Annotated in this window: 17 protein-coding genes; 8 read left to right on the forward strand and 9 right to left on the reverse strand. The window is 73.9% G+C overall.

Annotated elements, in window-relative coordinates:
- Positions 1-76: 76 nt before the first annotated feature.
- The 4 genes from AC07A4_RS05305 to AC07A4_RS05320 form a co-directional block, all read right to left on the reverse strand.
- The gene (locus AC07A4_RS05305) at positions 77-2,722 is read right to left on the reverse strand and encodes an ATP-binding protein (RefSeq protein WP_478593240.1); all 2,646 of its coding nucleotides are present in this window, start codon (positions 2,720-2,722) and stop codon (positions 77-79) included.
- 192 nt (positions 2,723-2,914) lie between these two features.
- A complete protein-coding gene (locus AC07A4_RS05310; RefSeq protein ID WP_478593243.1) occupies positions 2,915-4,072 on the reverse strand; it encodes an acetyl-CoA C-acetyltransferase in 1,158 nt (385 codons plus the stop codon).
- Between the two features lie 55 nt (positions 4,073-4,127).
- The gene (locus AC07A4_RS05315) at positions 4,128-4,880 is read right to left on the reverse strand and encodes a TetR/AcrR family transcriptional regulator (protein WP_478593245.1); all 753 of its coding nucleotides are present in this window, start codon (positions 4,878-4,880) and stop codon (positions 4,128-4,130) included.
- A gap of 15 nt (positions 4,881-4,895) precedes the next feature.
- Positions 4,896-5,681 (reverse strand): SDR family oxidoreductase, encoded by a 786-nt coding sequence (locus tag AC07A4_RS05320; RefSeq protein ID WP_478593247.1) that lies wholly within the window; start codon positions 5,679-5,681, stop codon positions 4,896-4,898.
- Between the two features lie 120 nt (positions 5,682-5,801).
- Here AC07A4_RS05320 and AC07A4_RS05325 point away from each other — a divergent pair, with 120 nt between their 5' ends.
- The 4 genes from AC07A4_RS05325 to AC07A4_RS05340 all read left to right on the forward strand — a co-directional run bounded on the left by AC07A4_RS05325 (position 5,802) and on the right by AC07A4_RS05340 (position 11,027).
- A complete protein-coding gene (locus tag AC07A4_RS05325) occupies positions 5,802-7,079 on the forward strand; it encodes an acyl-CoA dehydrogenase family protein (protein ID WP_478593250.1) in 1,278 nt (425 codons plus the stop codon).
- A complete protein-coding gene (locus AC07A4_RS05330) occupies positions 7,076-8,176 on the forward strand; it encodes an acyl-CoA dehydrogenase family protein (RefSeq protein WP_478593252.1) in 1,101 nt (366 codons plus the stop codon). Before AC07A4_RS05325 ends, AC07A4_RS05330 begins: the two co-directional genes overlap by 4 nt.
- Before the next feature lie 366 nt (positions 8,177-8,542).
- Positions 8,543-9,742 carry an anhydro-N-acetylmuramic acid kinase gene (locus AC07A4_RS05335; protein WP_478593254.1) on the forward strand — a complete coding sequence of 400 codons (1,200 nt, stop codon included), beginning with the start codon at positions 8,543-8,545 and terminating at the stop codon, positions 9,740-9,742.
- Positions 9,743-10,067: 325 nt separating this feature from the next.
- The gene (locus AC07A4_RS05340) at positions 10,068-11,027 is read left to right on the forward strand and encodes a DUF2510 domain-containing protein (RefSeq protein WP_478593257.1); all 960 of its coding nucleotides are present in this window, start codon (positions 10,068-10,070) and stop codon (positions 11,025-11,027) included.
- Between the two features lie 257 nt (positions 11,028-11,284).
- On the opposite strand, the gene AC07A4_RS05345 is transcribed toward AC07A4_RS05340, so the two are convergent.
- Positions 11,285-11,944: a TetR/AcrR family transcriptional regulator gene (locus AC07A4_RS05345; protein ID WP_478593260.1), complete on the reverse strand. Its 660-nt coding sequence runs from the start codon at positions 11,942-11,944 to the stop codon at positions 11,285-11,287.
- 156 nt (positions 11,945-12,100) lie between these two features.
- Here AC07A4_RS05345 and AC07A4_RS05350 point away from each other — a divergent pair, with 156 nt between their 5' ends.
- Both AC07A4_RS05350 and AC07A4_RS05355 read left to right on the forward strand, forming a co-directional pair.
- Positions 12,101-13,018, forward strand: coding sequence for a phosphatase PAP2 family protein (locus AC07A4_RS05350; RefSeq protein WP_478593263.1), 918 nt, complete (start codon positions 12,101-12,103; stop codon positions 13,016-13,018).
- Positions 13,015-13,950, forward strand: coding sequence for a DMT family transporter (locus tag AC07A4_RS05355; RefSeq protein ID WP_478593266.1), 936 nt, complete (start codon positions 13,015-13,017; stop codon positions 13,948-13,950). The genes AC07A4_RS05350 and AC07A4_RS05355 overlap by 4 nt, the downstream gene beginning before the upstream one ends.
- A 119-nt stretch (positions 13,951-14,069) precedes the next feature.
- Here the strand turns inward: AC07A4_RS05355 and AC07A4_RS05360 are convergent, their stop codons facing one another.
- The 4 genes from AC07A4_RS05360 to AC07A4_RS05375 all read right to left on the reverse strand — a co-directional run bounded on the left by AC07A4_RS05360 (position 14,070) and on the right by AC07A4_RS05375 (position 18,990).
- Positions 14,070-14,963: an LURP-one-related family protein gene (locus tag AC07A4_RS05360; protein ID WP_478593268.1), complete on the reverse strand. Its 894-nt coding sequence runs from the start codon at positions 14,961-14,963 to the stop codon at positions 14,070-14,072.
- Positions 14,964-15,270: 307 nt separating this feature from the next.
- Positions 15,271-15,789 (reverse strand): hypothetical protein, encoded by a 519-nt coding sequence (locus AC07A4_RS05365; protein WP_478593271.1) that lies wholly within the window; start codon positions 15,787-15,789, stop codon positions 15,271-15,273.
- Between the two features lie 146 nt (positions 15,790-15,935).
- Positions 15,936-16,694 carry a Crp/Fnr family transcriptional regulator gene (locus AC07A4_RS05370; protein WP_478593273.1) on the reverse strand — a complete coding sequence of 253 codons (759 nt, stop codon included), beginning with the start codon at positions 16,692-16,694 and terminating at the stop codon, positions 15,936-15,938.
- 1,261 nt (positions 16,695-17,955) lie between these two features.
- A complete protein-coding gene (locus tag AC07A4_RS05375; RefSeq protein WP_478593275.1) occupies positions 17,956-18,990 on the reverse strand; it encodes a helix-turn-helix domain-containing protein in 1,035 nt (344 codons plus the stop codon).
- A gap of 95 nt (positions 18,991-19,085) precedes the next feature.
- Here AC07A4_RS05375 and AC07A4_RS05380 point away from each other — a divergent pair, with 95 nt between their 5' ends.
- Together AC07A4_RS05380 and AC07A4_RS05385 are read left to right on the forward strand one after the other, a co-directional pair.
- Positions 19,086-19,982 carry an alpha/beta hydrolase gene (locus AC07A4_RS05380; RefSeq protein WP_478593277.1) on the forward strand — a complete coding sequence of 299 codons (897 nt, stop codon included), beginning with the start codon at positions 19,086-19,088 and terminating at the stop codon, positions 19,980-19,982.
- Between the two features lie 67 nt (positions 19,983-20,049).
- Positions 20,050-20,439: a cupin domain-containing protein gene (locus AC07A4_RS05385; protein ID WP_478593280.1), complete on the forward strand. Its 390-nt coding sequence runs from the start codon at positions 20,050-20,052 to the stop codon at positions 20,437-20,439.
- Positions 20,440-20,451: the final 12 nt, after the last annotated feature.

The raw sequence follows: 20,451 nt of genomic DNA on the forward strand, positions 1-20,451 counted from the left end.
ACGAGGCCGAAGGCCGATGCCTTTCGGGGGGTGCCAGGGGCCCGCCCCTCGGGGGTGCCAGGGGGCCCGCCCCCGGCTAGCCCCCGGCCAGGAACCGCGAGGCCCGGGCGGCCAGCCCATCGGCCCCGCAGCTGCGCGCCAGCGCAAGCCCCCGCTCCGTCTCCTCCACGCTGCCCGAGGCAACCCCGTACTCGACGCGCGCGACCGCGTGTTCGTACGCGCACGGCGACGCCTCCAGATAGGCCACGGCCTTGCCGTACAGGGCGACGGACCGCTGGCCCGAGGCCAGCGCGGCCTCGCACCGCAGCGCCTCGCCGATCGCGGTGTCCGTGCCGAACCGCTCGGCCTGCACGCGCGCGTCGGCGACCAGGTCGGCGGCGCGCCGCGGGTCCTCGTGGGCCAGCGCCCGCGCCAGGTCGTACGCCCAGGGCGCGAGCACCGTGTTGTACTGCCCGCGCGCGGTGAGCGCCTTCGCGGTGGCCTCCAGTTCGTTGAGGCCGTCCTCGCGGTGGCCGAGGGACAGCAGCAGGCGCCCGCGCACGGACATGGCGTCCGGGACGTAGATGGTCGACGTGGAGGGCGGTGCGAAGCCGTACCGGTCGGCGACGGCCTGGGCCTGCTCGGCGTGGCCGCGGGCGAGCAGCGTGTCGATGAGCATGCTGGCCGCCTCCCAGTGCATGGGCAGCCCGCCCTGGCCGACGCGGTCGGCGAGCCGCAGGCTCTCGCGCAGCGACTTCTCGGCGTCCCTGAGCCGCCCCCGCCTGCGGTAGACGTATCCCAGGAAGGCGTGGGCGAGCGCGAGGTGGCCGCCGCTCCAGCCCGCCGTCTCGTACGCCTTCACCGCCTCGGTGAACAGGCTCTCGGCGCGGTCGAGGCGGTCGGCGAACGCGTACGAGCCGCCGAGCATCAGGCGCAGTTCGAAGCTCCACTCGGCGTCGGTCCAGCCGAGGCCGGGGGCGAGGCGGCCGTTGACGAGGGCGCGGTCGCACAGCTCGACGACCTCCTCAGCGTTCTCGCCGCGCGTCATCGCGTCGAAGGCGCGCAGGATGAGCAGCGCGCGCTCGGCGTTGTCGCGCCCGGTCAGGGGTCCGGCGAGGGCGGCGAGGCGCCGGGAGCGGCCGGGTGAGTCCTCCTCGCCCGCGTGGATGCCCTCCCACATGAAGTGCACGGCCCGGAGCCGCAGCTGGTCGGGGCCTTCGGGGAGCCGGGCGGCTTCCTCGGAGATGGCCCGCAGGCCCTCGCCGAGCTGGTCGTTGTGCACGAAGGCCTGGGAGAGCCTGCAGACGGCGTCGACGCGCAGCTCCTGGCTCAGGCCCCGCATGGACAGGGCCTCGCGCAGGTGCCCGATGGTGGTGACGGGCGAGGTGAGCAGGGTGGCGCAGCCCAGTTCGTAGAGCACGCGGGCGTGCACGCCGGGGCGCGGGGGTTCGCGCAGGGCGCGCTCCAGGCAGTTCCTGGCGGCGTCGGGCGCGCCGACGGCGAGGTGTTCGGCGGCGGCTTCGCGCAGCTGCTCGACCAGTTCGCGGTCGTCATCGGGGTGGACTTCGAGGAGGTGCCGGGAGGCCGCGGCGGCGCCCCGTCCCGAGCGGGTGACGGCCCAGGCGGCCTGGCCGTGCATGGCGGTGCGGGTGGCGGGCGGGATGGACTGGTAGACGGCGGAGGCGATCAGCGGGTGGACGAACTCCAGGCCGTCCTCGCCGCCGGTGACGATGCGGGCGGCGCGCAGCCGCTCGGCGCACCGCTCGGCCTCGTCGCGGGGCATTCCGGCGAGCAGCGCGGCCAGGTCCACGGAGATGGCCGAGCCGAGGATGGCGGCGGCCCAGGCGAAGCGCGTGACGTCGGTGCCGAGCTCTTCGAGGCGGGCGACGAGGCCGCGGCCGCGCGCGGAGCGGTTGAGGGCGCGCAGTTCGGCGGCCGAGCTCTCCACCGGTTCCAGCTCGCTGTCCTGCACCTTGGCGAGGAGTTCCACGGATTCATACGGGTTGCCGTTGGTGACCGCCCACACCTCGCGGCAGAACGGGGCGTCCGCGTGCTCGCCGAGCGTGGCGCGGGTGAGCCCGGCCGTCGCGTCCGGGGTGAGGGTGCGCAGGACCGTCGCGGGCCGGGCGGCGGCGCCGATGCGGGCGAGCAGGCGGGAGCTGTCGCCGGTGGCCTCGCCGGGCCGGTGGGCGACCACGACGAGCACGGGCAGGTCGTCGAGCCGTTCGGCGAACGCGGCGAGCCAGCGCAGCGTCTCCTGGTCGGCCCAGTGCGCGTCGTCGACGAGCAGGACGAGCGGCCAGTGCAGCCGGGACAGGCGGGAGACCACCTCGACGAGGCCGTCGCACACGGCCTGCGGTTCGGGCCTGCCGCCGCCGGGCTCGGCGATGCCGAGTGCGGGGCCCGCGATGTCGTACCAGTCGCCGAGGTACTCCCGGGCCTCGTCCGGGGTGAGGGCGACGAGCGCGGGCTGCAGCAGCTGCCGCACGACGTTGAAGGGGACCGACTTGAGGGTCTCGCCGCCGCGCGCGGACCACACGGTGGCCCGGCCGTGGGCGATGCGGCGCACTTCGGCCATGAGCGCGGTCTTGCCGATGCCGGCCTCACCGCTGAAGACGAGCAGGCCGCCCTCGGTCGTCATGTCCGAGCACAGGGCGGACAGGGCCCGCCTGGCCGCGGCGATTTCCTCGTCGCGCTCCCACAGCGGGGCCCAGGCGCCACCTCCGGGCCGTCCCTGCGTCATCGCGCTACCTCCCGGGGTCGCTCAATCGACGTACAGAACTTGAGACTAGCCGGGTCGGGGCCGCCGGGGAGCGAGGTCCGCCCAGCTACTCCCGCACGGGTGACAGACGGTCATATGCCAGGCCACCTCGGTGGCACGGGTGCGGCGTGCCGTCGTGGCCCCGAAGGGGCGCGCCGGTGGCGGGCGGCTCGGTCAGAGGCGTTCGATGACGGTGACGTTGGCCTGGCCTCCTCCTTCGCACATCGTCTGGAGGCCGAACCGGCCGCCGGTGCGCTCCAGTTCGTGAAGGAGCGTCGTCATCAGGCGGGCGCCGGTCGCGCCGAGCGGGTGACCCAGGGCGATGGCGCCGCCGTTGACGTTGACTTTCGCCGGGTCGGCGCCGGTCTCGCGGAGCCAGGCGAGGACGACGGGCGCGAAGGCCTCGTTGATCTCGACGAGGTCGATGTCGTCGAGGGTCATTCCGGTCTTCTTCAGGGCGTGCGCGGTGGCCGGAATGGGGGCGGAGAGCATGCGGATGGGGTCCTCGCCGCGTACGGACAGGTGGTGCACGCGCGCGCGGGGCGTCAACCCGTGGTCCCGCAGGGCCCGTTCGCTGGCGAGGAGCAGGGCGGCGGCGCCGTCGGAGACCTGGGAGGAGCAGGCGGCGGTGAGGGTGCCGCCGTCCATGACGGGGGCGAGGGCGGCCATCTTGGACAGGGTCGTGTCGCGGCGCGGGCCTTCGTCGGTGACGACGTCTCCGTAGGGGACGGTCTCGCGGTCGAAGCGGCCTTCGTCGATGGCGCGCAGCGCCCGCTGGTGGGAGCGCAGCGCGAACTCCTCCATGTCCGTACGGGTGATGCCCCACTTCTCGGCGATCAGCTGGGCGCCGTGGAACTGGTTGACGGGCTGCTCGCCGTAGCGGGCGCGCCATCCTTCGCTGCCCGCGAAGGGGCCCTCGGTCAGGCCGAGCGGTTCGGCGGCGCGACGCGACGCGAAGGCGATGGGGATCATCGACATGTTCTGGGTGCCCCCGGCGACGACGAGGTCCTGGGTGCCGGAGAGCACGGCCTGGGCGGCGAAGTGCAGGGCCTGTTGGGAGGATCCGCACTGCCGGTCGACGGTCACGCCCGGCACCTCTTCCGGGAGTCCGGCCGCGAGCCAGCTGGTGCGGGCGATGTCGCCCGCCTGCGGGCCGACCGCGTCCAGGCAGCCGAAGACGACGTCCTCGACGGCGGCGGGGTCGATGCCGGTGCGCCGCACGAGGGCGGTGAGGACGTGGGCGCCGAGGTCGGCGGGGTGGACGCCGGCGAGGCCGCCGCCCCGTTTGCCCACGGGGGTGCGGACCGCCTCGACGATGTAGGCCTCGGCCATGGCTGCGTGCTCCTCGACTGACGGGCGCCGCGCGGCGGGGCCGCCGCGGCGCGGGCTAGGGCCGGACGGCGATGCCGTCCAGGACCATGGACAGGTACTGCCGGGCGATCTCCTCGGGGCTGTGGCCGCCGCCCGGCCGGTACCAGGAGGCGGCGACCCACACCGTGTCGCGCACGAACCGGTAGGTGAGCCGGACGTCCAGATCGCCGCGGAAGGCGCCTTCGGATACGCCGCGTTCGAGGGTGGTGAGCCAGGTCCGCTCGAAGCGCCGCTGGGACTCCAGGAGGTACTCGAAGCGGGTCTGGGCGACCAGGTGCCTGGACTCCTTCTGGTAGATGGCGACGGCCGCGCGGTGCCGGTCGATCTCCCGGAAGGACTCGGTGACGAGCGCCTCCAGGGTCTCGCGCGGGCCGAGCGGCGCGGCCAGGACGGCGTCGTATCCGTCCCACAGCTCCGTCAGGAACGTGCGGAGGATCTCTTCGAGCATCGACTCCTTGGAGTCGAAGTGGTAGTAGAGGCTGCCCGCGAGCATGCCCGCGGCGTCGGCGATCTTGCGGACGGTCGTGGCGTTGTACCCCTGCTCGGCGAAGACGTCCGCGGCGATCCGGAGGAGTTCGGCGCGGCGCTCGGCCGTGGGCGCGGCGGCGGACTTCCCGCCCTGGTCCCGCGCCTGCTTCTTCGGCTGCGTCTTCGCCTGTTTCGGTGGCTGGTCCGGTGACTGCTTGAGCGACTGCTTGGCGGGCCGCTTCGGCGACTGCTTGGCGGGCTGCTTCGGCGACTGCTTGGGTGACTGCTTCTGGGTCGGCACGCGCTCATTCTCCGTCTAGGGGTGCTGGCTGCTGACGGAGACCGTCTCGCCCGTCATGTACGAGGAGTAGCCGCTCGCCAGGAACACGACGACGTTGGCTATCTCCCAGGGCTCGGCGGGGCGCCCGAACGCCTCGCGGGCGGTGAGCTCTTCGAGCAGGCCCGGCGGGGTGACCTTGGCGAGGTGGGGGTGGAGCGCGAGGCTCGGCGCGACCGCGTTGACGCGGATGCCGTGCGGGGCGGCCTCCAGGGCGGCGCAGCGGGTGAGGGCCATGACACCGGCCTTCGCCGCCGCGTAGTGCGCCTGGCCTTCCTGGGCGCGCCAGCCGAGCACCGAGGCGTTGTTCACGATCACGCCGCCGCCCGTGTCCCTGGCGCGCATGCGGCGCAGGGCGGCGCGGACGCAGCGGAACGTGCCGGTCAAGGTGGTGTCGATGACCTTGTGCCAGGCGTCGTCGGTCATGTCGGTGAGGCGGGCCGTGCCGCCGAGGCCCGCGTTGTTCACCACGACGTCCAGGCCGCCGTGCCGGCGCTCGGCGAGGTCGAACAGGGCGGCCACCTCGGCCTCGTCGGTCACGTCGCAGCGGACGCCGTCGACGCGGTCGGGGCCGAACTCGTCCGCGAGCGCGGCCACGGCCTCCTTGGTGCGGCGCGCGTGCGCGTCACCGATGACGACGCGGGCCCCCTCCTCCAGGCAGCGGCGGGCCGTGGCGCCTCCGATCCCGGCGCCCGCGGCGGCGGTGACGACGGCGGTGCGCCCGGCAAGCAGGCCGTGCCCGGGAACGTACATCGGCGCCGTCATGGTGAATCCCCCGATCGAGTGCTCGACGTCGGACCATCGCCCACGATAATCTACCAAACACTTGTTAGGGAAGACGGGCGAGTGACTCACGGCCGGTGGGCGGCAGACGGGAGCAGGGGCATGGACCTCGACTTCACCGCGGAGCAGGAGGAGTTCCGGCTGCGGGCGCGCGCCTGGCTCGCCGCGCACGTGCCGCGCGTGCCGCTGCCCTCACTGGAGACCGAGGAGGGCTTCGCCGCCCACCGCGCGTGGGAGCGCGAACTCGCCGCGGACCGCTGGTCGGTGGTGTCCTGGCCCGAGGAGTTCGGCGGCCGGGGCGTCGACGTGGTCAGCTGGCTGGCCTTCGAGGAGGAGTACTACGCCGCGGGCGCGCCGCCCCGGGTGTCGCAGAACGGCGTCAGCCTCCTCGCCCCCACCCTCTTCGACCACGGCACGCCCGAGCAGCGCGCCCGGGTGCTGCCCCCGATGGCGCGCGGCGAGGTGATCTGGGCGCAGGCCTGGTCGGAGCCGGAGGCGGGGTCCGACCTGGCGTCGCTGCGGTCCACCGCCCGGCGCGTGCCCGGCGGCTGGCGGCTGAGCGGGCAGAAGACGTGGTCGTCGCGGGCCGCGTTCGCCGACCGCGCGTTCGGCCTGTTCCGCAGCGAGCCACGGACGGAGCGGCCGCACCGGGGCCTGACGTATCTGATGTTCCCGCTGCGCGCGCAGGGCGTCACGATCCGCCCCATCGGCCGCCTGGACGGCAAGCCCGCGTTCGCCGAGGTCTTCCTGGACGACGTGTTCGTCCCCGACGAGGACGTGATCGGCGCGCCCGGGGACGGCTGGCGCATCGCCATGGCGGCGACGGGCGACGAGCGGGGCCTGACGCTGCGCTCCCCCGGCCGCTTCCTCGCCACCGCCGACCGCCTGGTGCGGCTGTGGCACGCGCGCGGCGACCCGTCCGACACGGCGCTGCGCGACCGGGTGGCCGACGCGGTGATCGGTGCCCGCGCGTACCAGCTGTTCACGTGGGCGGGGGTCGCGCGGGTCGCGGCGGGCGAGGCCGTCGGCGCGGAGTCCAGCCTGAACAAGGTGTTCTGGTCCGAGTACGACATCGCGGTGCATGAGGCGGCGCTCGATCTGCTGGGGGCGCACGGCGAGTTGACAGACGTCGATGTCGATGTCGACGCCGGGGCCGGTGCCGGGGCCGGTGGCAGCCACGGCGGCGGTGGGGGCCGAGCCGGGGCGGAGTCGCCGGAGGGGGCTGAGTGGTCGAAGAGGGATGAGTCATCGGAGGGGGCCGCGTGGTCGGAGGGGTACGTCTTCTCGCTGGCCGGGCCGATCTACGCGGGCACGAACGAGATCCAGCGGGACATCATCGCCGAGCGGCTGCTCGGGCTGCCGAAGGGACGCCGCGGATGAGGTTCCTCCTGGACGACGAACAGCGGGCGTTCACCCGCACTCTGGACGGCATGCTGACCGCCGCGGACACCCCGGCGGTGGCGCGCGCCTGGGCCGCCGGGGACCACGCGCCGGGGTTCGCGCTGTGGGGGCGGCTCGCCGAGGCGGGGGTGTTCGCACTGGCGGCCGGGGAGGAGTTCGACGGCGTCGGTCCGCTGCCCGTCGACGTGGCCGCCGCCTTCCTGGAGTTGGGGCGGCACGCGGCGCCGGGACCGCTGGTCGAGACGGTTGCCGCGGCGGCGCTGCTGTCCCGTCTCGCCGAACTCGGCGTGCCGGGGCCCGCGAAGCGGCTGCTTCCCGCCCTCGTCTCGGGCGAGGCGAGGGCGACGCTGACGCTCTCCGCGACCGGTCCGTACGCCTTGGACGCGGACGCCGTGCCCCTCGTCCTCGCCGTCGACGCCGACCGGCTGCGCCTCGCTCCCGGGCACGCGCGCGTACGGGCGTCCCTCGACCCGGCGCGGCGTCTCGCGCGGCCGCTTCCGGGCGGGGAGGTCCTTGCGTCCGGGCCCCCGGTCGTCGACGCCGCGGGGCACGCCCTGCGGTGGGCGGCGCTCGCCACCGCCGCGCAGTGCCTGGGGGTCGGGACCGCGCTCCTGGACCGGACCGTGGCGTATGTGAAGCAGCGCACGCAGTTCGGGGTGCCGGTCGGCTCCTTCCAGGCCGTGCGGCACCGGCTCGCGGATGTGCTGGTGGGCCTTGCGTTCGCGCGTCCGCTGGTGTTCGGGGCGGCGGTGTCGCTCCGCGGGGGCGCCGGGCCGCTCGGCGGGGACGCGGGAGCCTGGCGGGACGTGGCCGCGGCCAAGGTGGCCGCGGGTGAGTCCGCGTACCGCTCGGCGCGGGCCGCGCTGCAACTGCACGGGGCGGTGGGCTACACCTCGGAGTACGAGGTGTCGCTGTGGCTCCTCAAGGCGCGGGCCCTGCGGGGAGCCTGGGGGGACGTCAGCACGTGGCGCGCCCGCACCCTGCCGCCCCCTCCCAGCGAGGCGGGAATGGCCGGAGACGGCGGCGCGGCGAAGCACCCGGGCGGGGCAGCACATTCAAGCCCGCCCGGCGATTGAGGACGAGCGCGGCGGCGCGATGGGGGGGCGCGGAGAGGGCGGGCTCGGCAGATCATGGAGCCCGTCCGGCGATTGAGGACGAGCGCGGCGGCGCGACAGGGGGCGCGGAGGCGGCGGGCTCGGCAGAGCACAGAGCCCGCCCGGCGATTGAGGACAAGCACGCCAGCGCGACAGGGGGCGCGGAGAGGGCGGCGCGGGGGAACAGGGAGGTCGTACGGGGGTTGAGGGGGCGTGTCCAGGTGTGGGGGCGGGTGGGGAGGAGGGAGAGGGCGACCCGTGAGTGGGGAGGGTTCCGGCGGGGGTCATAGTGGGAGGACGGGGGCCCGGGCCCGGGGCACGGGCCGGCCCACTGCAAGAGGAGACTCCGTGCGCGTAATCGGCCTCATGTCCGGCACCTCCCACGACGCCATCGACGCCGGCGCCGTCGACCTCACCCTCGACGGCGACCGCCTCGTCCTGGCCCCGCTGGGCGTCATCAGCCGGGGCTATGACGAGTCGCTGCGCGAGGCGCTGGCCGCCGCGCTGCCCCCGGCGGCCACCACCCTGGCCGACGTCTGCCGCCTCGACACGCTGATCGGCCAGGCCTTCGCCGCCGCGGCCGTGGAGGCGGACCGGGAACTGTGCGAGGGGCGGGCCGAGTTGGTGGCCTCGCACGGGCAGACCGTGTACCACTGGGTGGCCGAGGGGCAGGTGCGCGGCACGCTCCAGATCGGGCAGCCCGCGTGGATCGCGGAGGCCACGGGCCTGCCGGTGGTCGCGGACTTCCGCCCGCGCGACGTCGCCGCGGGCGGCCAGGGCGCGCCCCTGGTGAGCCTCGTCGACCAGATGTGGCTGCGCGGCAGGCCGGGCACACCGGTGGCCCTGAACCTGGGCGGCATCGCCAACATCACGGCCCCGGACGGCACCGCCTTCGACACCGGCCCGGCCAACGCGCTGATCGACGCGGCGGTGCGGGAGCTGACGCCGGAGGGCCGCGCGCACCGCCTCGCGTACGACGTGGACGGCGGGATCGCCGCGCGCGGCTCCGTACGCGATGACCTGCTCGCCCGGCTGCTCGCGGAGCCGTACTACGCGCTGCCCGCGCCGAAGACGACGGGCAAGGAGCTGTTCCACGCGGCGTATCTGCGCGCGGTGCTCGCGGGGTTCGAGACGCTCGCCGCCGAGGACGTCGTCGCGACGCTGACGCGGCTGACCGCGGTGACCGTCGCCGACGCCGTCCGCGCGGTCGGGGCGACGGAGGTGATCGCCTCGGGCGGCGGGGTGCGCAACCCCGCGCTGATGGCGATGCTCCGCGCCGATCTGGGCACGGCGGTGCCGGTGCGCGGCTCCGACGACTTCGGGATGCCGTCGACGGCGAAGGAGGCGTACGCCTTCGCGGTGCTCGGCTTCCTGACGGCGCACGGCCTGCCGGGCACCGCCCCGGCCAGCACCGGAGCGCGGCATCCCAGCGTGCTGGGTTCGATCACCCCGGGACGCACGGGCCCGCGCCTGCCGGGCCTCGCCGGGGGCGCCAGCGGTCAGACCGCGCCGACCCGGCTCGTGGTGGACACGCGGCCCACGACCTGAGCGCGGCCGGGGCCCCGGCGGACAAGGGGAACATGCCGGTCGCGGCGAGTGTTTCAGCCCGTCCGGCGCTTGAGGCCGAGGCGCGCAGCGCCGATGCCGGTGCGGGGGGGCGCAGGGGCGGCGGCAGGCGTGGGCGGCGGCCCCGGCAGACGGACACGGGCGGCGGCCCAGGCCGACGCACACCGGCAGCCGCCCGGGACGGGCCCATGGCGCCCCCGGGCATTCCGGTGCGAGCGGGGTGAATGTCAGCCATGCCACGGGAGTTGGCCGGATCCGGCGGACCCCTCTCATCGGGCTTTCAGGCTGTGCCCATACGCTGACGCCCATGACGCACGCGACTCCTCCCGGCTGGTATCCCGACCCCGGGCAGACTCCTGGCGCCCCGCCGTCCGAGCGGTGGTGGGACGGGACCACCTGGACGGATCACGTCCGCGCGCCGGGCGGGGACACGGTCGGCTTCCCCGCCTACCCTCCGCAGCCGCCCGGCCCCCGCCGCCGCGGGATGCGCACCGCCATCGCCGTGGGTGTCGCCCTCGTGGTCCTCGCGGGCATAGGCGGCGGCGTCTACGCGCTGACCGCCGACGACGATGACGACGGTGGGAACGACAAGGACAGCGCCAAGCCCCCGTCCGCCTCGGCGCCTTCGAAGCCGGGGCCGGAGGGCGAGAGCCCGGGCCCCTCGGAGTCGCCCGCGCCCGGCCCGTCAAAGGCTCCGCCCACGGAGAAGGGGTACGCGACCGACGCGTCCAGCGGCATCAGCATGCCCGTACCCGACGGCTGGGAGGGCACGTCGAGCGTGCTCGGCGCGAGCGTGACCACCGGCAAGTACGCCTGCCCCGGTGACGCCTCCAAGCAGTGCGTGCGCGGCGGCGCCTTCTCGGCGCCCGCGGCCCGGCTCAAGCTCAAGGGCTCCACGCCGGAGGCCGTGGCCAAGGCGGACATCGAGAAGAACGCCGAGCAATCGTTCGCCGGTCCGATCTACGGCGGCTCCCTGAAGTCGCACAAGGAACTCGCCTCGAAGGCGGTGACCGTGGCCGGGCAGAAGGGCTATCTGGTCCGCTGGAAGGCCGTGACGCGCAAGGGCTCCGACGGGTACGTCCAGTCGCTGGCCTTCAAGTCGCCCGCCGACGACAAGACGATGGTCCTCGTCCGCTTCGGCATCGACGACCACGACGACGCGCCGCCCGTGTCGTCCATGGACAAGATCACCAAGGGCATCAAGAAGGCCCGCGGCGGAGTCGGGGCCGGAGGCGACGGGCAGCAGGTCCGAGCACGGGTCCGGTAGCACCGACACCGCCGCTCCCCCGCACGCCCGGCAGGCCCCGCAGGCCCCTTTACACCAGGCACACCCCAAGCACCCCAAGCACCCCAAGCAAACCGTACGAGCCGCACAAAGCCGCACGAAGCCTTGCGAAGCCATACGAAAACGCCGCCGGGCGGGCCGAGTTCGCTCGGCCCGCCCGGCGGCGGGTGCGCCGCCCCCGTCCCCACGGTGCGGCGCGGGCGGGCCCGGTCCGGTCATCCCACGGCCCGGGCCCACGTTCAGTCGCTCGCGGCGGCGCCCCCGCCGCCCCCGCCGTCCGTGACGCCGAGGACCGGCAGCAGCACGGCGTCCACGAACCGCGTCAGATACTCCGCGTCCGCGTTCTCGCCGTCCAGCATCGGCCGCACCCGCACCACGCCGATCAGCTGGGCGGCGACGAACTCCGCCGCCGGATGGCCCGCGGCGATCTCGCCGCGCGCCACACCGCGCCGTACGATCGCGTCGATCGCCGCGACCTCGGGCTCCACCAGCGCCTCGCGCAGCGCCTTGCGCAGGTCCTCGTCCTGCTGGACGGCGTGGCTGAGCGCCTGCACGATCATGGTGTCGTGCTCGCTCCACGCGGCCGCCGCGAGCGCGGCGGCGCGCAGGTCCCCGGCGACCGAGCCGGTGTCGATGCCCGCGAAGCGCACACAGCGGTTGGCGCGCAGCGCGGCGGCGACGAACTGGGGCTTCGTCTTCCACTGCCGGTAGAGCGTGGACTTGCTGCAGCGGGTGCGCGCCGCGACGCCCTCCATCGTCACGGACTCGTACCCACACGTGCGGAGCTGGTCGAGCACGGCGTCGTAGAACTCCTGCTCACGCGCTGGCGTGATCTTGGAGCGGCGCGCCGCGGCCAGCTGCCCGCACACGTGCTCACCTTCCGGTTCTCGCGACGTCATGGCTCTTTCCCCTCGGTGCGGCGGCCCGTCATGGCCACCCTATCGATACGCCAGTGTACCGGTACGCCTCCGTATCGGTACACTGGCGTATCGATGCGTTCGACAGCGACGCGCACATCACCGCACCACCCAGTCGTCATGTAAAGGGGCCGGGGCATGGCATCCCGAGAATCCCGCACCGAGCCCGCCGCGCAGGAGCCGGAGATACCGTCCGGCGGCCCGCGGACAGCCGCCGCGCGGACCTCCGCCGTACCGCCGGGGGCGCGCACCCGCACCCCGGCCCCGGCCGTCCGTACCAGGCCGCCCCTGGTGCGCGAGCTCCTCCTCGTCGCCGGTCTCTTCCTCCTCTACAAGTTCGGCAGGCAGCTCGCGGCCGGTCACACCGCCGAGGCGGTCCGCAACGCGCACCGGGTGTGGGACGCCGAGCGGACCCTGCGCCTTCCGGGCGAGGGCCTCGTGCAGGACCTCCTGCTGCACGGCGAGAGCCTGGTGCGCCTCGCGAACACCTATTACGCGACCGTGCACTTCCCGGCGACGCTGCTGTTCCTGGTCTGGCTGTATCTGCGCCGGCCCCGCCACTACGTCTGGGCGCGCCGCGTCCTCGCCGCCGTGACCGCGGCCGCGCTCGCCCTGCACCTCGCCTTCCCGCTGGCGCCGCCGCGCCTGCTGCACGCGACTGGCCTCGTGGACACCGCGCGGGTGTACGGCCCTTCGGTGTACGCCGCGAAGCCCTCGGCCGACACCATGGCCAACCAGTTCGCGGCCATGCCGTCGCTGCACTTCGGGTGGGCGCTGATGGTGGCGATCGGGCTGATCGTCGCGACCCGCTCCCGGCTGCGCTGGCTGTGGCTGCTGCACCCGCTGGTCACGCTGCTTGTGATCGTCGGGACCGCCAACCACTACTGGCTCGACGCCCTCGTGGCCACCGCGCTGCTCGGCATCGCGCTCGCCGTGGTCCGGCCCCCGCGCCCGGCCGCCTCCCGCGTGGTCCGCCGTTCGGCGGCCACCGCCCCGCCCGCGGCCGCCGCACCCACGCCCGCACCGGACCTCGTCGGCTCCGGAGCCGTGCGGTGAGCGCCCCGCTGCTCGCCGTCGCGCTGTCCCTGGTCTCGGCCGCCGCCTACGCCGCCGCCGCGGTCGCCCAGGAGCGGCTCGCCGCCCGTCTCGCGCACACCGGCCCGCGCGTGCTCGGGCTGCTCGGCAGCGGAGCGTGGTGGTCGTCCGTCGGGCTCAACGCCGGTGCCGCGCTGCTGCACGTCGCGGCCCTCAAGTACGGTCCGCTGACCCTGGTCCAGCCGCTCGGCGCGCTCACGCTGGTCGCCGCCGTGCCGCTCGGCGCGCGGCTCGCCGGGCGGCGGGTCACGCGCCTGGAGTGGCGGGGCACCGGCCTGACGCTGATCGGCCTGGGCGCGCTGCTGCTCACCGCGACGGGCCCGGCGCCCGACGACACGCTGTCGCTGCCGGAGGCCGTGACGGTCGCCGCGGTGACGGCCGCCGCCATCGGCCTGCTCTCGCGGCCCGGCGCCCGCCCCGGGCTGCGGCACGCGACCGCGTCCGGCTTCGCCTCGGGGGTCGCATCCGCGCTCACCCAGACCGTCACGGTGGCGGCGACCGACCCGTCGGGGCCGCTGCTCAGCGCGCGGGTCGTGGTGGTCGCGCTGCTCGTCGCGGCCTTCGCGGTGGGCGGTCTCTTCCTGTCGCAGACCGCGTACGGGGGCGGCCTCGGCGCCCCGCTGGCCGTCGTCACCCTCGCCAACCCGGTGGCCGCGTCCGCCATCGGCGTCGCCCTGCTCGGGGAGCGGCTGCGGGGCGGCGTCGGCGGGGTGTTCGTCGCGGCGGCGGGCGCGGGGCTCGCCGCGTACGGGGTGGTGCTCCTGAGCCGGTCGCCGCGGGCGGCGCCTGTCCCCGGTACGGACCCCGGCCCTGACCCCGGCCCCGACTACCTGCCGTCGATTCCCGGGCAGCCGGAGCCCGCGCGGGCGGTGGTCCCGGCCCGGCGCCCGTAGCGCACGGCGCGCCCGTGCCGCACGGCTCGGCAACGCGAAGCGACCGCACTCCCCGGAGGGTGTGCGGTCGCTTCGTGCGTTACGCGCGTCATGCCCCGGCGGCCCCGGAGCGCGGTCCGTCAGCCGAGCCCGCGCGAGTCCTGCTTCAGCGCCGTGTCGACCGTCAGGGCCGTCGCCACGACCAGGCTCAGGAGCGGCTCCGGAAGCTGGAAGTGGATCTGGAGGACGTAGTTGTCCGCCGTCGTGAACATCGTCTTGGCGAGGCCCTCCCAGGTCTTCGTGATCCGGGCCACCTCGTTGTCCGTGTGGTCGACGATCGAGAAGTTCCAGGCGCGCCAGTTCTCCGCCTTGATCGCGCCGACCTGCTGGCCGTTCACGACCATCGCGAAGTTGATCTTCCCGAAGACGTTCTGCTGGACGATCTCACCGACCGGCTGGCCGTCCGGGCGCTCCACGATGACCCGCGACTTCATGAACTTGCGGGGGCGGGTCAGGCGCAGCTGCGGTGTGCCGTGGGCGTCGCGGATCTCCAGCTTGTGCGTCATGAACTGGTCGACGCTGGCGACGAAGCGGGCGACCTTCTTCAGGGCGCTCTGGTCGACCTGCGTGACCGTGCCGAGCTGGTTGCCCGACTGGTCCATGACCTTGTACTCATTGGTCAGCTCGATGAGCTTGGCCTTCTGGTTCACCACCAGGACCGGCTCGGTGAACAGCGTGCCGCCGCCCTGGGCCGTCGGCGCCACGCCCGCCTGCTGCTGGACCTGGCGCTGGACCTTCGCCGGGTCCGCCGCGGGGGCCTGCTGCGGTGCGGCGTACGGGGCCTGCGCCTGGACGGCCTGGGCGGGGGCCGGCTGCGCGGGGGCCGCCTGCGTCGGGACCTGCGGGGCCGCGGTGCCCTGCTGGGCCGGGCTGGTGTGGTCGGTCCACTGCGCGCCGTCCCACCAGCGGAGGAGCTGGGCGGCGCCCTTGGGGTCCGGGTACCAGCCTGCAGGGGTGTTCGAATGCGTTGTCACCCCGGCACATTACCCCGAGCCCCTGTGGGGGCCGCCAGCCCCGCGTTCCGCTCAGCGGAACCTCGCGGTGCGCCCCAGGCCCGCCCCTTCCCGCTCCGGGTGTTGGGGGGGGGGGGGGGGGGGGGGGGGGGGGGGGGGGGGGGGGGGGGGGGGGGGGGGGGGGAGGGGGGGAGGGGGGATGGGGGGGGGGGGGAGGGGGTGGGGGGGGGGGGGGTGGTCTCGTGTGCGCGTCATTTCCTCTCCCTCTCTCCCCCCTCTTGGGGTGGGTTCCTCCCCCCCCCCCCCCCCCCCCCCCCCCCCCCGCGCCTCACACCTTCCGCAGCAGCCGGATCTTCTGCTGCGCCCTGCTCACCGCCTGTTCGAGCTCCATGCGGGTGTGCTCCTGCTTCATCGCGCCCTCCAGCTGGGCGCGGTGCTCGGCGACCGCGATCCTCATCGTTCCGGTCAAGGACGGCAGGCGCGTCGCCTCAAAGCGTTCGATGTAGACGACGACGTCGTCGAGTTCGGTCTTGATGGCCTCCATCTGCTTCGCGACGCCCTTGAGGAGTCCGCGCAGGCGGGCCAGGGACGCCATGTCGTTCTCACGGCAGGGCTTCTGCGCGACCTCGCACACCTTCTCGAAGACTTCCTTGAGGTAACTGTCGGCGTCGTCGAGGTCCTTGGAGCTGTCGTCGACGCGGCGGCTCCGCTTCATCCAGGCGAAGACCTGCTTGTGGTGCTGGATGCCGAGCATGGTGACGGTGGCCATGACCGCGCCGCTGATGGCGGCCACGGTCATGGATCCCGCCCCGGTGGAGAAGGCCAGGGTGGTCGAGCTGATGGTCATCGGGGTCGTCCCGTTCGTCGGAGCGCGCGCACCCCTCCCCCCGCGGGGCGTGCGACGCTGCAAGAAGTTCAGGTGTCGGAAAGTTCAGGCGTCGGAAGTGGCGGCCGACCGCGATCGCGCTCGGGCGGTCGGCCGCCGTCTCGCCGTCAGGACGGCCGTGCGGGTGAAACGATGCTTCTGAGCTTGTCCATGTCCGTGACGACGAGCTGTCGGTACTTGCTCGCCACGACCTTGTGGCGATTCCGCAGAGTGGCGATGGCGCTCTCGACGGTCGACTTGCCCAGGAGGAGCGTCTTCGCCAGGTCGTGCTGGCGCGGGCCCGTGATGGTGACCCGGCCCGCGTCGCCGGGCTCCTTCGTGCCCGCGATCGTGGCGAGGTGAAGGAGGAGGGCGCTGATGCGCTCCAGGGGGGTGCGATTGGTCGTGCAGTAGATCGCCTCGTCGCTGCGGTGGCGCGCCTCGAGGCTCTGCAGCAGGGCGAGTTGGATGCGCCCGCGGCGCTTGAGGAGGAGGTTCATCCGGTCCACCGGACACGGCATGACCCAGGTGGTGCTGAGGCAGACCGTCTGCACGCTCGACGACGGATCGATCAGCTTGGCCTCGCCGAGGAGCTGACCGACGCCGCGGAAGCGGGCGATCACGGGCGCGTCAGGACCGCGGCCGAAGGGAAAGCGCTCCTGGACGGCGCAGCCGCCCAGGACGATGAAGACCAACTCGTCGTCCGTGCCGATGGGCAACGTCTGGCCTTGGGTGTAGGTGCGGGCGTCCAGGCCCCACTCCTGCACGAACAGCGGCCACAGCGAGCGATCCAGGTAGTCGAGGAAGCTTCCCTCGGGCATCTGCTGACGGCCCATCAGCACCTCGGTCGGGTTGAACGCGTCGACCCTCGGGGTGGGTTGGCCCATGGCCCTACCCACCCGGCCGCGAACAGGCCCCGGCATGCGCCGGAGCGAACGCGGCCAAGGTGCCGGGACAGTGGCGGCGCGTCAGACACGCCCGGGGGCGCCGGGGCGCCGAGGATACCGGGGTGGCGCACGAAGCGACGCCGTACACGACGGCGATGATCATCTGGTCTGAGCTCCTTCTCGGTCGGCAACGGAGAGTGGTGGGTCCAGCGCCCTTTCTTCCGCACCGTCGACGGCTGGTGAGACCTCGAGTGCGGCCTGGTGACGCGCCGGCAACGTTACTCCGTCATCACTTCGAAGCCCAGTCGCCTCAGCAGCACCGATGAATCTTCGAAATCCCCGCTCATGGGGAATCGGGGCGCGCCGCAGCTCACTTCGGGAAGGAATACAAGAAGGACCGTCCAGCGAAATCAATATGACAGTGCATTACTCGCGCATTCACGGCAGTGAATACGTCACTTCATGCATGCTCCCGGCATCCGCCCGGCGTCCGGCATCCGGTAAGCACGCCCGGCAAAACCAAGGAGGCCCCGGGGAACCACCCCGAGGCCTCCAGAAAGGGCCTGGACCCACCAAGGCTCAGACCATCGCCCAGTTAACACCACGAACTACCGAGTAACCCCTTCGGACACCACCTCGCCGTGCGACTCACCCCAACGGGAGGGGTTCTCCGGCGCCGTTCCCACCGAGGGTCAAGCGTCCCAAGTGACATACGCCACAGGCCAACTGGCACTTTGTGCCGCGCGAGCGGCCCCAAACGCGCAGACTGTCGCCAGGCTCGCGTCAACCTGTGCACACCCTTTGACCAGACAACCGCCACACTGGGGCGCGCGGGAGCACCCGCACATGATCTCTCCACACCCGGGCGCCGGATGCACTCAGTGACGATGCGTTCGGTCCGTGAACGCCATGGGACGCTCCTGGACCCCGGGAAGCAGAACCGCGCACCTCGCGCTTAACCCGGTGTTGAACTTCTCAATATCGCCCGGGGGTCACACCCGGGATCGCATTCAACTTCGAGTGCGAGATGTGCGCCCCTTGCGATGCACCGGCCAAGAAACACCTGGGCCACGGCACAGCAAACATTCCCTGGAAGTTGCAGGAAGACCCGGAAGTACCGACGGGATTTCTTGACCGCCCGTCACGGCCCTTTCGTATACGGCCCGCTCCGCGGGGGGCTCACTGCCAGGGGGCGCACGCTCCGTAGTGTGCGCCCCCTGAGCCTCATCCCGCCGGTTGACCGTGCGGGCGGGCGGCGCCCTCAGTCGTCGAGGAGCCGCCAGGCGGTGAGGGCGAGCCTGGCGCGGAGCAGTCCGGCGGGTTCGGTGAGCTCGAAGTCCAGGGCCTTGCCGAGCTGTTCGAGGCGCCGGGCGACGCTGCTGTGGTGCCGGTGCAGCCGCTCGGCGGCCCGGCGCAGGGACCCCGTCGCGCAGTAGGCGTCCAGCGTCTCCAGGTCCTCGGGGCTTTCGGCGAGGCGCGCGACCGCGGCCACGTCGACGTTGCCCCGCGCGGCGGCCTCGGGCACCTGGGCGAGCAGCGCGAGGGCACCCAAGTCGGCGTAGGGGACGACCGGTTCGCGCGCGGTGGCGAAGCGCAGGGCGGTGCGGGCCTCGCGCCAGGACAGGTCGGGGCGGTCGGCGGCGCCGATGCCCGCGCGCACGCCGTCCGGGAACCGGGACGCGTTCATGGTGGTGGCCAGGATCACACCCACCTCGGCGAGCGGTGCCGCCTTCACCGGGCGGCCCGGGCAGATCTGGGCGGCGACCTGGTCGAGCGGGAGCGGTGTCCGCACGGCGGCGACGCGCACCGGAACATCGGCGGCGAACCCGAGGAGCCGCAGCGCGCGGGCCCGCGCGGCCTCGTCGCTGTCGGGGCTCACGACGAGTTCGACGAGGGCCGGGTCGGCCAGGGTGGTGCGCGCCGGGCCGTAGCGTTCGACGACCGCCGCGGCGGCGATGGCGAGCCGGTCGAGGACCACCTCGTCGAGCGTGCGGGGCGGCCCTGGCCGCTCCAGCCACACCGTGCCGATCTCCTCCGCGTCGAGCGTGACCGGCAGCGTGCTGGACGCGGGGGCCGCCGCGGCGGGCGCCGCCGCACCGTCGGGCCCGATGCGGATCGCTCGCCCCGTGCCGTGCAGCCTGATCCCCACCACGCACTCGGCGAGCCCGGCCGAGGCCCGGGCGAGGGCGGGCAGGTCCACGCGGCGGCGCATGAGCGTGTCGTAGAACATCACGACGCGGATCGCGCCCTCGACGTGGGAGTCCAGTCGCGAAAGACGTTCAGCCAGTGCCTCCATGGCAGGAGGATAGGCGCCGTTCGGCGCGCGGAGTCCGGAGGATGCGCGACGGATGGCGGATGATCCGGTGGCCGACGGCGGTCAGGATGACCGGCATGGATCCCGAACTCGAACCCTTCGTCCCGCTGTTCCCCCGAGCCGACCTGACCGACCCCGTCGCCCAGCGCAAGACCTTGGCCGAGCTGTCCGCCGCGATCCCGGCCCCCGACACCTCGGGCATGGAGATCGAGGACCGCACGGTCCCCGCCGCCCCGGAGGTGGCGGTGCGGATCTACCGGCCGCGCGGGGCGCGGGGCGCCGTCGTCTGGATGCACGGCGGCGCCTTCGTCATGGGCGACCTCGACACCGAGCACCCGTGGGCCGCGCGGCTCGCGGAGGGCTCCGGCGCCGTGGTGATCTCGGTGGCCTACCGCCTCTCCCCCGAGAACCCCTTCCCCGCGGCCCTGGACGACGTCTGCGCCGTGCTTGCCTGGACCGCCGAGCACGCGGCCGAACTCGGCGTCGACCCCGGGCTCATCGCGGTCGGGGGGCACAGCTGCGGCGCGGGGCTCGCGGCCGCCGCGGCGTTGCGGGCGCGCGCCGAGCAGGGGCCGCCGATCCGCTTCCAGCTGCTCAACCAGCCCGCCGTCGACGACCGCCAGGAGACGTGGTCGGGGCGCCGGTTCACGGACACGCCCTGGATGACGCGCGAGAAGATCACCGCGATGTGGCTGCACTACCTGGGCTCCGCGACCGCCGACTCCTACGCGGCCCCGGCGCGCGCCGACGACCTGTCCGGCCTGCCGCCCGCCTATGTCGCCACCGCGGAGTACTGCCCGAACCGCGACGAGGGCATCGACTACGCGCTGCGCCTGCTGCGGTCGGGGGTGTCGGTCGAACTGCACCAGTGGGCGGGCACGTTCCACGGCTCCCAGGCCATCTTGTCCGCCGAGGTGTCCCAGCGGCAGATCGCCGAACTCGGCGGGGCCCTACGCCGCGCGCTGGCCGGATGAGACGTACGGACCCGTACTGACCCGCCCCTCACGTCACCGCGACACGCCTCAGGAAGGACATCTCGCCATGACCGTCACCCCGATCGACCTCTTCGCCTCGTTCCTCCACCTCCGCCCGGGCGGCGGCGTCAGTGCCGTGGACCCGGTGTTCGACCCCGAGCGGGAGGGCTGGCAGCTGATGACCTTCCACGTGGAGACCGACGCGGACGTGCACGCCGACCACTGGGAGGTGCACGCCGACGCGGACGAGATCGTGTCCTGTCTCACTGGCGGGATACGCCTGTGTTTGCGCCCTGAGCGCCCGGCGGACGCGGAGGAGGAGGTCCGCCTCGCGCCCGGGTCCGCGGTGATCGTGCCGCGCGGGCGGTGGCACCGCATCGTCCTGGACGCCCCCAGCGACATCATGTCCGTGACGGTGCCGCACGGCAGCCGCCTGGAGGAACGGACCGGCGGCTAGGGGCATGCTTGG

The sequence above is a fragment of the Streptomyces sp. NPDC043996 genome, assembly GCF_056435225.1.